Raw genomic sequence first — 13098 nt, forward strand, 5'->3', positions numbered from 1 at the left:
CTAGAAGGTAACGTTAACGCCTAGAGTCATCGATTTGGTGAGGGGCAATCCGCCGTAGTCGGTGCCAACCGAGAAGCCGCTGCCGCCGGTATCGGAGTTGGTGGCATCCACGTTGTAGCCGCCGCGGTAGGTGTCGTGGCCGAAGAAGTTTTCGGCCGACACATAAACGCGGGCTCCCTGCGCGTAGCGCTTACTGAGTACCTTACCCAAATTGTAGCCGAGCGTGATATTGCGAATCCGGTAGTAGTTGGTCGAGTACTGCCAGGAGTCACTCTTTAAGGGCGTGAAGTTGGCTTGCGCCTTGCCCCGCTCCCCGGCGCCGGGGTTATCCTCGGAACGCCACCGGTCACGCTGCAACCCGAGCACGTTCTGGTTGTAGCCCATGTTGGTGTTGTCGATGGCGCGCCCGATCAGCGAGTAGAGGCTGCCGCCGTTTTGGCCCTGCACCAACACGCTCAAATCGAAACCCTTGAAGCTGAAGTTGTTGGTGATGCCCCACGTAAGTTTGGGGTTCGGTTGGCCGATAATCACCCGGTCTTTCTCGTTGATGACGCCGTCGCCGTCGGCATCGAAATAGCGCGGGTCCCCGACGGTCTGGCCCTGGATGATAGCCGCGCCACCGTCGATGTCGCCTTGGTTCAGAATGCCGGTTTGCTTGATGGCGTAGAACACGAACATCGGCTGGCCCACCATCAGCAGGTTGCTGGAAGCACCGTAGGGTGAGGCAATTTCGATGGTCGCGTCGCCTTCCCCAAGGTGCACCACCTTGTTGCGGTTGTGGCTCACGTTCAGGGAAGTGTTCCACTCAAATTCCCCGGTTAGGTTGCGGGTCCGCACTTCCAGTTCTAGGCCCTGGTTCAGCACCTCCCCAATATTAACTAGCTGCGACGCGTAGCCCGAAGCACTCGGCCGCGGCACGTTCAAAAGCAGGTCTTTGCTGGTTTTGGTGTAGTAGTCGAACGAGCCGGAAATGCGGTTGTCAATCACCCCGAAGTCCAAGCCCACATCAATGGTCTGCGACTTTTCCCAGCGCAATAAATCGTTGGGTGCCTTGTTCGGCGACTGGCCCGAGGCAACCACGCCCCCAAACGTATACGGGTTCACGCCGAGCGTGGCAATGCTGCTGTAGTCGCCGATGCCGTTGTTGCCCGACATGCCGTAGCTGCCCCGCAATTTCAACTCGCTGATTACGGGCAGGTTCTTCATGAAATTCTCTTGCGAGATGCGCCAACCCAACGAACCAGCCGGGAACACGCCCCAGCGGTTGTCGGCGCCAAACCGCGAGGAACCGTCGCGGCGCACACTGGCCGTAGCCAGGTATTTGCCTTCAAACGAGTACTGCACGCGCCCGAAGTAAGACAGCAGCACGTTCTGCGTTTCGGTGGTGCCGTTGTCGGCAGTGCCCGTGATGTTGGTGGCCCCGTTGAGCGTGGTTACGGCGCTGTTGGTGAAGCCGCCCGACGACCGGAGCCGGTCGGTTTCGGTTTTAAAGAAGTTGTAGGCATAGCCCGCCAGCGCCGCTATATCGTGCTTCCCGATAACGCGGTTGTAGGCCAAGGTATTCTCGTTCACGAACGCCTGTTTGCGGTAGCCGCTGAACGTACCCGTGGCCCCCGAGCCCACCAGCCGCGAGTTCGGAATGTAGCTCTTGGCCCGCGAGTCGGTGTTGTCGAGGTTGAGGGAGGTGCGGAAGCGCAAGTTCTTGATCAGCTCGTACTCGCCAAACACCGTGCTCAGTGTCCGGAACACGGTGCTTTGCTGCTGCCGGTTGGTGAGTTCCCCCACCGGGCTGATGCTGCTGCCGCCCCAAGTATACACCGGGTTGTCGCCGTAGTTGGTGAGCACACCGGCCGAAGACTCGGCCACGGGCACCATGGTGATAAACTTCTGCGCCAAGTTGTCCTTGCCTTCCACGCCGGGGTCTTTCGATATGGCGTAGCTCGGGCTGATATTGAGGCCGAATTTCAGTTTGTCGCTGGCTTTCACTTCCACGTTGGCGCGCGCTGAATAACGCTTATACGCCACCCCAATCACAATGCCTTCCTGGTCGGTGTAGTTGCCCGACAGGTAGTAGTTCACGTTGTTAGTGGCCCCACTGGCCGATATCTGGTAGTTCTGAACTTTACCGGTCCGGAAGATTTCGTCTTGCCAATCAATGTAGTCGAGGCCCTCGTGGTTGGGCAGCAGCCACCGGTCGTCGATCATCTGGCTCGGGTTGATGGTGGTCACCCCTAATATAGCCTGGCGCTCGGCCGTGGTTTGGCTAGCCAGGCGCGGCCGAGCGCCCGGCGTAGTAGGCTGTGAGCGGACCCAGTTGTTGTTGATGATTTCGGTGGACCGCTCCACCCATTCCTCGGCGCTTAACAGATCCAGCTTCTTGGCCATCTGCGAAATGCCGCCGTACACATTGAAGTTGATTTGGGGCTTGCCGGTCTTGCCGCGCTTGGTGGTTACCAGCACCACGCCGTTGGCCGCACGCGAACCATAAATAGCCGCCGCTGCCGCATCCTTCAGCACCTCAATCGACTGAATATCGTTGGGGTTGATGTTGTCGAGCGGGCTGCCGGTGGCGTAGTTGCCGTTGCCATTGGGCGAGGTGCCTTCCAGCGGAAACCCGTCGATTACATACAGCGGCTGGTTGTTGGCCGTGATGGAGCCGTTGCCCCGTACCTGCACGTTGAAGCCCCGACCCGGCAAGCCGGTGTTCTGCTGTACGTTCACGCCTGCCAACGTTCCCACCAACGCCTGATCGACGCGCAGAATGGGACGCTCTTCCAGTTTGCTGGCATCAAGAGTGGCAATAGCGCCCGTTACGTCGGCTTTTTTCTGCGTGCCATAGCCTACTACCACTACTTCGTCGAGGCTCTTGGTATCCTCCGTTAGCTTGATCGTAAGCGCGCCGGCCTCGGAAAAACTTTGCTCTCGGGTTTGAAAGCCGATATAGCTGAAGACCAGGGTCCCGGCTCTTTCAGGCACCGATAAGGTAAAGTTGCCGTCGGCGCCGGTGGTCGTGCCCACGGTAGTGCCTTTGAGCACCACGGTCACACCCGGCAGACCTTCGTTGCTTTGAGAAACCACCCGACCTGTGAGCTGCCAGTCGGCTACCACCTTGGTTAGGGGGCGGGCTTGTAGTGTAGTAATACCGGGGCCTGCTAACAGCAAAGGCAGGCAGACCACCAGCTGGCCGCGCCGCCATGTGTAGTTTTTCTTCATGAGCAGTAGGTGGGAAAGTTTTGGGTGTCAACCAGTTTATATCGCTGGTTTACTTAAAAGTATTTGCTTACTCACCCACAACTCTCCTGTACCGTACCGCCCAGCAGAGCCAATTTCCACTTGCCTTTTTTCCGCAAAGCCTTGCGCTACAACAGCTTTCCCAGCCACCATGCCTTCTTCACGCAGCTTGTTCTAAGCTTCTTACTCCGTACAAGAAAAACACCTATCCTACACAACTAACTTATTATTAGATTCTTACAATGACATACAGTACCGCTGAATAGATCATGCCGACCCTACAATATGAGCATGACAATGTGAGAAACTGAGAATTTTGCTTTGCCTTGTTTTTCCTGTACTACTCCTGCACTGCAGACCGGTTGAACACGTACACAGGCCCTATAAACAAAAGAACGCCATGCCAGACAAAGCCAGCATGACGTTCTCGTTACTTCACCCCTCAGGCGCTATTGGTACCCTAGGTTTTGGTCGTAGAGGCCGGGCGCGGCGCTTAGCTCCGACTGCGGTACCGGGTAGATGATTTGGTTGGCATCAATGTTCCGGGCCATGCGGTTGCGGGTGTCTTCCACCGGAATCCAGGCGTTCATCTTGGTTAGCACCAGCCCTTCACGCACCAGGTCGTGCCAGCGGGAGCCTTCGCCGGCTAGCTCGCGGCGGCGTTCTTCCATGAGTTGCGGCAGGGTCACGTTGGTGAGTTTGGTGGTAACGCCGGCGCGGGTTCGTACTTGGTTTACAATGGCGTCTACGTCGGCTTGGGTGCCGCCCACGCCGTGCAGGATGCACTCGGCTTTCATCATCAGCACATCGGTATAGCGCAGCACTATCCAGTTGATGGGCCAGTCGAGGCGGCCGGGGCCCCGCAGGTTTTCGTTGAGGTACTTCTTCATCAGCCAGCGCGTTTCGCGGAAGCCGGTGGTGCTCACGTAGCCTTCAGCGAAGTTGAAGGTCTTGCGCACGTCGCCAGTGGGGTACGAGTTCAGCAGGTCGTTGGCAATGGGCCGGATTTCAAGCCCGCCCGACGCATACGGGATTCGCAGGAAGGTGAAGTACGCATCCGGCACCAGCAACCCCGGAAAGTCGCTACCCAAGCCGGTGCCACCGCCCTGAAACTGAATGTCGAAAATGACTTCTCGGTTGTTTTCGTTGGTGTACGAGAAGATATCGGGGTACGAAGCCAAGAACGAGTATTTGCCGCTGTTGAGCACGTCGTTGAGCAGCGGCAAGGCTAGGTTGTACTCATTGGTGTTCAGGCCCGGCCCCTCAATGCCGTAGGTCGGCCCCGAGCGGGTCAGGTACACCAGCGCCAACAGGCTCTTAGCGGCATTGGCCGTGGCCCGGCCCACGTTGGGCTTGTCGGCCGACACAGCGTTGTCGTAGGTAGCAGGCAGCACGCTGATGGCCGCTTGCAGATCGGCAATAATCAGCTTGTACACATCCTCCACGGGGCTACGCGGAATCTTGGCCACGGCATCGGGCAGCAAGGCTGCTTCATAAATCGGCACCTTACCAAAGAAACGGACCAGATCGAAGTAGTAGAAAGCGCGCAGAAACTTTGCCTCGCCTTCCAGCCGCGGCCGAGAAGCGTCGCTGACTACGCTGCCGTTGGCGGCCAGTTGGTCGAGCACCGTGTTCACCCGGAAAATGCCCCGGTAGTTGGTGGTCCAAGCTTCCGCAACGTACGGGTTGTTGACTAGCGCCGCCGAGAAGTTGTTGACCGGCGCCCAGTCGCGCACCCCAAGGTCATCGACGCCATAGATGTTGTCGGAGCGGGTTTCGGAGAGGTTGAGGGCCCGGGTGGGGTAGCCGGTGAGGGGCTGATAGGCGGCGGCTAGGGCTTGGTCGAAATCAGCTTGGCTGCGGTAGAACGTGGGGGTCGAGCCGCTGGAAAGGGGGTTCTGATCGAGCTCTTTCTCGCAGCCGCTTAGCGTAAGCCAGGTTGCTGCCGCTAGCAGATATATCGTCTTTTTCATGGGTTGCTTGGGGAATGAGGCGAAGCTTAGAAGGTGACGTTAAGCCCCAAGATCAGCGACTTGGTTAAGGGCAGGCCGCCATAGTCCACCCCGATAGGGAAGCTGTCGTCGCCGCCGGCGGTGTTCACGGCTTCGGGGTTGAGGCCCCCTTTGTACTTGTCGTGCCCAAAGAAATTCTCGGCCGTCACGTAGATGCGGGCACCCTGCGCAACTTTTTTATTGACCAGCAGCCCTAGGTCGTAGCCCACGGTGATGTTGCGGATGCGGTAGTAGTCCGACGAGTACAGCCAGTCGGTGTTTTTGATGCGGCCGAAGGTGGAGTACGCCTTGCCACGCTCTCCGGCGCCGGGGTCTTCGGGGGAGCGCCACCGGTCACGGTAAAGGCCGAGCACGTTGTCGGGTTGGCCGGTACCGGTACGGTCGACGGCGCGGCCGAACAGCGAGTAGATAGAGCCGCCGTTTTGCCCCTGTACCAGCACGCTCAAATCGAAGCCTTTGTACTTGAAGCTGTTCGTGATGCCCCAGCTATAGTCGGCGTTGGGGTGGCCCACAATCTGGCGGTCGTTGGCGTCAATCTTACCGTCACCGTTGTAGTCCACGTACTTCGGGTCGCCCACGGTTTGTGAGCCGTAGCGGGCTGCGCCATTATCCAGGTCGGCTTGGGAAAGAATACCGTCCTGCTTCACCACGTAGATGCTGTAAAGCGGCTGCCCTACTTGCAGGATGTTGTTGGGAATATCGAAGGCCGACAGCACCTGAATGGGCGCGTTGTTGGCGCCCAAACGCACCACCTTGTTGGTGTTGTGGCTCACGTTCACCGAGGTAGTCCACTGGAACTCTCCCACAAAGTTGCGGCTGGTTAGCTCCAGTTCCTGCCCCCGGTTCAGCACCTCCCCGATGTTGGTGAGCTGAGTGGCAAAGCCGGCCCCAGCTAGTATCGGAATGTTGAGCAGCAGGTCTTTGCTGGTTTTGGTGTAATAGTCGAACGAACCGGTGATGCGGTTCTTCAGCAGCCCGAAATCAAAGCCCACATCATAGGTGCGCGACCGTTCCCACTTCAGGTTAGGGTTGTTGACGCGGTTGGGCGCCTGCCCGTTGAACTGCGTGCCGCCGTAGGTGTAGTTGAAAATACCGAGCGTGGCAATGCTGCTGTAGTCACCGATGCCGTTGTTGCCGGAGTAGCCCACGCTGGCCCGCAGCTTCAAGTCGCTGACGGGGGTCAGGCCCTGCATAAAGTTCTCCTGCGAGATGCGCCAGCCCACCGAGGCCGCCGGAAACACCCCAAACTTGGTGTTGTCGCCGAACCGCGACGAGCCGTCGCGCCGGATGCTGGCCGACGCCAGGTATTTGCCACCATAGGCGTACTGCAAGCGCCCGAAGTAGGAAATCAGGACGTTCTGGGTTTCGGTGGTGAAGTTGCCCGCGGTGCCGCTGATGGTGGTCGCGGCGTTCAGCGTCGTGACGGCGCTGTTCACAAATCCGTTGGCGGCCGTTAGGGCCTGCGCGTTTAGTTTGGTGAAGTTGTAGGAGTAACCGGCCAGTCCCGTTAGGTCGTGCTTGCCACCTAGCGTGCGGTTGTAGGTCAGCGTGTTCTCATTCACGAAGGTTTGCTTGCGAAACGAGCTAAACGAACCCGAGGCCTGCCGGTTTCCCAAGCTGCCATTCACGAAGGCCGGAACGTACGACTTGGACTCGGCATCGGTGTTATCGAAATTGGCCGTGGAGCGAAACGCCAGGTTTTTGACGGGCTGAAACTCGGCGTAGATGGTGCCTAGCGTCCGCAGGGTGCGGGTGTCGCCGATGGCGTTTTCCAGCACCCGAATCGGGCTGTTGCGCGTGAAGCCCCAGGCGTAGTTGGTGAAGTCGCCGGTGTTGGTGTTCAGGCCGGCTGCGCTTTCCACCACCGGCGACGTGGAAATAATGTTTTGCATCAAGTTGTCCTTGCCTTCCACCCCTGGGTCGGAGCTGATGGCGTAGCTTGGGCTGATGTTGAGGCCGAACTTGAACTTGTCGCTGGCTTTCACTTCCACGTTGGCACGCGCCGAGTAGCGTTTGTAGCCTAGCCCAATCACCACGCCGTCCTGCTTCTGGTAGTCGCCGGAAACGTAGTAGTTCACGAAGTCGCTGGCGCCGCTGGCGGAGAGTTGAATGTCCTGGGTGAAACCGGTCCGAAACGCCTCGTCCTGCCAATCCACATAGTCGAGGCCGGGGTGACCGGGTTGCAACCACCGCTCGTCAATCATCAGGGTGGGGTTGATGGTGTTGACGCGCAGAATGGTCTGGCGCTCGGCGGTGGTCTGGCTGGCCAGGCGGCCCGCTCCAGAGTTAACCCAGTTGGCATTGATGATTTCGATGGAGCGGTCCACCCACTCCTCGGAATTCAGCATATCCAGCTTGCGCACGGCCTGCACAAAACCCGCGTAGGTGTTGAGGTTGATTTTCGGCTTGCCCGACTTGCCGCGCTTGGTGGTGATGAGCACCACCCCGTTGGCCGCCCGCGAGCCGTAGATGGCCGCCGCCGCGGCATCTTTCAGCACCTCGATGTTCTCGATGTCATTGGGGTTGATGTTGTCGAGGGGGCTCCCAGAGCCGAAACGGCCCGACGAGTTCTGCGACGCTGCTTCCAAGGGAAAGCCGTCGATAACGTACAAAGGCTCGTTGTTGGCGGTGATGGAGCCGGAACCCCGCACCTGCACCGAAAAGCCCCGGCCCGGCACGCCGGTAGTTTGCTTGACTTGCACACCCGCCAACTGCCCCACCAGCGCCTGATCGACGCGGGTGACGGGCCGCTCGGTTAGCTTTTCGGCGTTGAACGAAGCAATGGCCCCCGTAACGTCGCCGCGCTTCTGCGTGCCGTACCCGACCACCACTACCTCGTCGAGGTTCTTAACGTCTTCGCCGAGCGTTACCGTAACGGGTCCGGGTCCCGCAAAGCTTTGCTCTTTGGTTTGAAAGCCGATGTAACTGAATACCAGGGTGCCGGCATTCTCGGGCACCGACAGCGTGAAGGTACCATCAGCGCCCGTAGACGTACCGACCGTCGTTCCTTTGAGCACCACCGTTACGCCCGGCAGGCCCTCATTGGTTTTGGAAACCACGCGGCCCGTTATCTGCCATTCGGCTACCATGTTGGTGGAAGGCCGGGCCTGTACGGCAGTTACGCCCGGCCCAGCCAAGAGTAGCACTGGCAAGCACACCGCAAACCGGCCGTGTTGCCATTTGTAGTTTTTCTTCATGAGCAGTATGGGTAGGATCTGATGAGTAAAGAGCTGCTGATGACTGGTCTAGTCAGCACCTAAGCTATTCTTCTCCCTCCCCCGAACCCTCCTGTACCGTACCGTTTCCTCCCGCTCCAAGTGAAATTTAGTGTTTAATAAGTAATATTAAACACGGCTAATACGTAGTTTCACGCCTTATTTGGGGCGCAGAAGCGTTGAAACAAACGGGTTAAACATTCCACTCGACTTGCGGTTTGCTGATGATTCGCTTGCTCTTGCCCCGTTCCCGATGAAATACGATTCCGAGATGTATGCCCGCCCGGCGCTCGTCAGCAGCGCAGCCCTGGCGTGGCCGGGCCTGCGGGTGGAGCGGCACCAACTAGACTCTGTTGAGCTGCCAGCCCATTACCACGAGCAACATTTGCTGCTGCTGCATCAGGGTACTGCCCCCGTTAGGTCGCGCCGGCAGCAGGGCGGCTACGTGGAGGAGGCGGTGTTTCAGGCGGGTGATGCTGGCTTGTACCCAGGGGGCGAATACGGCGCCGTAACGTGTAGCGGCCCAACCGACACCATTCATCTGTACCTCGACAACTACTACCTGGAAAACCTGGCCCGCCAGGGCATGGACCTTACCCACTTCGGCTTGCGCGACCGGTACAAGTTCGAGGACGCCCTCTTAAACCAGTTGGGGCGTCAGCTGCTGAGTGCCGTTGGGGCGCCGCACGCGCTGGGGCAGTTCTACATCGAGGCGCTAACCAACGCGCTGTGCTGCCAGCTCATCGAGCACCACGCCACCTACGAGCGGCGCGTTGCCCACGGTCCGCAGCTGCCCAACTCGGTGCTGGCGCGTATTGATGCCTACTTGGAGGCGCACGCCGACGCAGCCGTAACGCTGGACACGATGGCCGAGCTAGCCAACCTGAGCGTGTTTCACTTTGCCCGCCGCTTCAAGCAAACCACGGGTGCCTCCCCCTACCAGTACGTAATCAGCTGGAAAATCAAGCGGGCCCAGCAGTTGCTACGAGCCGACAGCCTTGCCATTGCCGACATCAGCGACGCGTTGGGGTTTGCTTCGCCGGCCCACTTTTCGGCGGCGTTCAAGCGTAGCGTTGGACAAAGCCCGCGTGAGTTTCAGCGCAGCTAACCCAACCGACAAACAGCAAGAATCAGCAAGAAGAGCGCAAGAACCGGGAAGTTCGGTTGGGCATTGCGGCGGACCTTTATAGCTGTCCACTCTTCCCCGCTGCCATGCTCTACGAATCATTCCGTTTGTGTAAGACACCGAGCCAGCTTCTCAAAGAAAACGACGAGGTGCGCTCTTCCCGTTCGCGCCGGCACTGGCCGATTGCGCCGCCCATGTTCCAGGTGGAATATCAGCTGAAATTGGCCCAGCTTAGCCGGGGGCAGATTGTCGACTACTTTTTTGTGTGCTGCACGCGTCGTTTCCCTACCAACGAACTAAACGTAATTCTGGCCGAGCTCTACGAGGAAGTGGGCCCCACGCCTACCCTGCTCGGGTTGGAAATTGTAACGGTGCGCGCCTTACCTTTCCGCGCCGCCTACCAGTGAGTTGCCCGACTTACAAGCAAACGCCTATCGATTCAAGATTTTACGTTGCTGTCTTTCCGGCGCAGGAGGAATCTGGGTGCAGTTGCTGGGTGTACTAACTCAGCTTCCTCCTGCGCCGGAAGGACAGGGCCTGTTTGTGTGAAGTCTGTGGCTGGCGTGCGGCAACGAAAGCAAGAATTTGAAAGAAGTGCGCAAGAATCGGCGACGGCCAGCAAACGTGCGCAGCAACCTTTGTGGCATCCAGAAGAAGGAGCCCTTTTCACGCTCTTAAATCCACAAAGACTATGACACCAATCATTTTAGTAGCCGGTGCAACCGGTGAACTCGGCGGCCGAATCAACAAGGCACTACTTGCCCGCGGCGCGGCAGTTCGGGCCCTTGTACGAACCAGTTCCGACCCCGCAAAAGTAGACGAGCTAACTGCCCAGGGGGTGGAAGTTGTTCGGGCTGACCTAACTGATGTAGCGCAGGTTACGGCCGCCTGCACGGGCACGGCCTGCGTGGTTTCGGCGTTGCAGGGCCTGCACGACGTGGTAGTGGACGCACAATCGGTGCTGCTGGAAGCGGCTGTGGCCGCCGGCGTACCCCGCTTCATTCCCTCCGACTTCTCGACCGACTTCACCAAGCTGCCAGCCGGCGAAAACCGTAACTTCGATTTGCGCCGGGAGTTCAAAGAGCGCCTCGACCACGCCCCCATTGCCGCTACGTCCATTCTCAACGGGGCCTTCGGGGAAGTCCTGACGTACAACATCCCACTGCTTGATTTCAAGAAGAAAAGCGTTGGGTATTGGGAAGATGCCGACTGGCGCATCGACTTCACAACCATGGACGACACGGCGGCCTACACCGCCGCGGCCGCGCTGGACCCTACCACTCCACGGCTTTTGCGCATTGCCAGCTTTCAACTAAGCCCGCGCGAGCTGGCAGTGGTGGGCGAGCAAGTAACCAAGGAGCCGTTTGCGCTGGTTCGGATGGGCAGCCGTGCCGAGTTGGCGGCGCACACCCAGCACGCACGGGCCGCGCACCCCGAAGGCGAGCAAGAACTCTACCCCGCGTGGCAACAGATGCAGTACATGCTTAGCATGTTCAGCGTGCAGCACAACCCGCTCGACAACAACCGCTACCCCGAGGTGCAGTGGACCAGCGCCCCCCACCTGCTAGCTGAGGCCATGCAGGCCAGGGCCACTCCAACTAGCTGATATGCAGGTTGCCCCAAATCCAAGCCTGACGCTTTCTATTGTACCGGGGCCTGTATCCTGGCTCCGGCACAACTGCTTTTTCTCTTTCAGCGCCTCAGCTTCTCGCTGTGACCTTGGCTTTTCGTTGCTTTCGTTGGTATGCCCTGTTTCACCGATAAAGTAGCCATAGCAACAGGCGCCGCCCTCAGCATCGACGGTGGCATGAACAGCTAGCCAGAGCGGGTGGGCCAGCCACTATAGGTTCGCCAGCGGGTGGTAGAGTTGCTCTGCTACCCGCTGGCGAACCTGTTGGCGTTAGTTTTTTCCTTGCGTTGGGGTGGGCCAGGTGTCGGTGCGGAAAGGCGAAGCCGGTAGGCCGGCGGCATTGTATAGGTTGGGCTCCGGCGAAATGCTCCACCCAAACCGTACGGCCACCGGCTGTTTCACTTTCTCGCTCCACACTACCACCGTGTTGCCCTGGATTTGTGCCTGCGCAGGCACGAAAACGCTGTCGGGGCCCGCCACCGAGAACTTGCGCAGCGGCCCCCCTTTGGCTTGCAGCCCGTCGGCGTACTTGAATTGCAAGCGAGCTTTGCCGTTTTCCACCTTCATGGATTCGTAGATGGGGCCGGAGTAGGGCAGCTTGGTTTGCCCGTATTCGTGGCTTAAGGCCCACAGCGCCAGTCGGTGCCCGACCACCTGCTTGTTGCGCGGATGGATGTCCAGCGAGTCGCCGGCATCGGTGATGACGGCCATGCCAGTGTGGGGCACGGTTTGCATGGTCACCAACTGCGACTCCCTAATTTCAGGGTTCTGGCTGCGGTTGGGCGCTATTTGCACGAAGTAAAACGGCAAGGTGGGCTGCTGCCACTCTTGGCGCCAGTTGGCAATCAGGGCCGGAAACAGCTTACGGTACTGGTAGGCCCGCTCGGCGTTGCTCTCGCCCTGGTACCAGATAACCCCGCGCAGTGTGTATGGTATTAGGCCCTTAATCATGCCGTTGTAGAGCTTGTAGGGCGACTTGTTGCTGGTGGCGCTAAGCGGCTCGGCGGGTTTGGGGCGGGTGGTTTGGGGGTTGGCTTCGCGCTCCTGCTTCCAGGCGGCCAGCGCCGTTTCGTAGGCGGGCCGCTGGGTGAGGCCCTGCTCGTAGCGCGTCAGAATCGGGCGCAGCTCCGGGTCCTTTTCCAGCACATCCTTGCGGGTCCAGGACTCGGCCGGCGTTCCACCCCACGACGAGTGGATCAGACCCATTGGCACCTTGGTTTTCTCGTGGATTTCCTGGCCGAAAAAGTACGCCACCGCCGAAAAATTACCTACCGTTTCGGGGCTGCACACCGCCCAGCTCCCCTGCACGTCGCGCTCCGGCGCGTCGGCCACCTTCTGCACCACCGTGAACATCCGGATGTTGGGGTAGTTGGCTTTCAGAATCACTTCCTCGGCGTTGATGATGCCGGTGTAGGAGCCGCTGTTGGGTCGTTTGGTTACCGGGAAGTTCATGTTCGACTGCCCCGAGCACAACCACACTTCCCCGAGCATTACATTGTTGATGGTCAGCTGATTGTTGCCCTGCACCTGTAGCGTGTAGGGCCCGCCCGCCTTGCCCGTCGGTACGCGCACCAGCCACTTGCCCTCTTTGTCGGCCACCACCTTGCGGGGCGCTTTCTGCCAGCCGACCGTCACGGTTACCACCTCGCCCGGCTCGGCCCAGCCCCACAGCGCCACGTTTGTTTTCTGCTGTAGCACCATGTTGTCGGTCATCAGCGCGGGCAACGTGACATCGGCACGGGAGGCAAATGGAGCAAGCAGGAGCAGTAAGGGCAGCTTGTGACGCATAGCGAGGAGAGGTGTGTTGAGTTAAAGAAGAAAACGTAATGGCAATAGCCTGTTGAATAAGACCGTCATGCGGAGCCTGCCGAAGCATCTCTCCTG

7 protein-coding genes are annotated in these 13098 nt (G+C 59.2%); 3 read left to right on the top strand and 4 right to left on the bottom strand.

Annotation, left to right across the window (positions count from 1 at the left end; translation table 11 throughout):
- The 3 genes from MTX78_RS14255 to MTX78_RS14265 all read right to left on the bottom strand — a co-directional run bounded on the left by MTX78_RS14255 (position 1) and on the right by MTX78_RS14265 (position 8440).
- A complete protein-coding gene (locus MTX78_RS14255; RefSeq protein ID WP_243795447.1) occupies positions 1-3213 on the bottom strand; it encodes a SusC/RagA family TonB-linked outer membrane protein in 3213 nt (1070 codons plus the stop codon).
- A 467-nt stretch (positions 3214-3680) separates the two neighbouring features.
- On the bottom strand, positions 3681-5204 hold the full coding sequence (locus MTX78_RS14260; protein ID WP_243795449.1) for a RagB/SusD family nutrient uptake outer membrane protein: 1524 nt from the start codon (positions 5202-5204) through the stop codon (positions 3681-3683).
- Between the two features lie 26 nt (positions 5205-5230).
- Positions 5231-8440: a SusC/RagA family TonB-linked outer membrane protein gene (locus tag MTX78_RS14265; RefSeq protein ID WP_243795451.1), complete on the bottom strand. Its 3210-nt coding sequence runs from the start codon at positions 8438-8440 to the stop codon at positions 5231-5233.
- Between the two features lie 271 nt (positions 8441-8711).
- Here MTX78_RS14265 and MTX78_RS14270 point away from each other — a divergent pair, with 271 nt between their 5' ends.
- From MTX78_RS14270 to MTX78_RS14280, 3 genes are all read left to right on the top strand, one after another.
- On the top strand, positions 8712-9566 hold the full coding sequence (locus tag MTX78_RS14270) for a helix-turn-helix transcriptional regulator (protein WP_243795453.1): 855 nt from the start codon (positions 8712-8714) through the stop codon (positions 9564-9566).
- A gap of 104 nt (positions 9567-9670) precedes the next feature.
- Entirely contained in the window at positions 9671-9991 is a 321-nt protein-coding gene (locus MTX78_RS14275) for a hypothetical protein (RefSeq protein WP_243795456.1), read from the top strand.
- Between the two features lie 284 nt (positions 9992-10275).
- The gene (locus tag MTX78_RS14280; protein ID WP_243795458.1) at positions 10276-11190 is read left to right on the top strand and encodes an NmrA family NAD(P)-binding protein; all 915 of its coding nucleotides are present in this window, start codon (positions 10276-10278) and stop codon (positions 11188-11190) included.
- A 294-nt stretch (positions 11191-11484) separates the two neighbouring features.
- On the opposite strand, the gene MTX78_RS14285 is transcribed toward MTX78_RS14280, so the two are convergent.
- Positions 11485-13002, bottom strand: a complete 1518-nt coding sequence (locus MTX78_RS14285) for a sialate O-acetylesterase (protein ID WP_243795460.1) — start codon at positions 13000-13002, stop codon at positions 11485-11487.
- Positions 13003-13098 lie beyond the last annotated feature (96 nt).

The organism is Hymenobacter tibetensis, from assembly GCF_022827545.1.
GTDB classification, from domain to species: domain Bacteria; phylum Bacteroidota; class Bacteroidia; order Cytophagales; family Hymenobacteraceae; genus Hymenobacter; species Hymenobacter tibetensis.

Coding starts and splice junctions, on each gene's coding strand:
- MTX78_RS14255 (WP_243795447.1), bottom strand. CDS start 3,213: ATGAAGAAAAACTACACATGGCGGCGCGGCCAGCTGGTGGTCTGCCTG.
- MTX78_RS14260 (WP_243795449.1), bottom strand. CDS start 5,204: ATGAAAAAGACGATATATCTGCTAGCGGCAGCAACCTGGCTTACGCTA.
- MTX78_RS14265 (WP_243795451.1), bottom strand. CDS start 8,440: ATGAAGAAAAACTACAAATGGCAACACGGCCGGTTTGCGGTGTGCTTG.
- MTX78_RS14270 (WP_243795453.1), top strand. CDS start 8,712: ATGAAATACGATTCCGAGATGTATGCCCGCCCGGCGCTCGTCAGCAGC.
- MTX78_RS14275 (WP_243795456.1), top strand. CDS start 9,671: ATGCTCTACGAATCATTCCGTTTGTGTAAGACACCGAGCCAGCTTCTC.
- MTX78_RS14280 (WP_243795458.1), top strand. CDS start 10,276: ATGACACCAATCATTTTAGTAGCCGGTGCAACCGGTGAACTCGGCGGC.
- MTX78_RS14285 (WP_243795460.1), bottom strand. CDS start 13,002: ATGCGTCACAAGCTGCCCTTACTGCTCCTGCTTGCTCCATTTGCCTCC.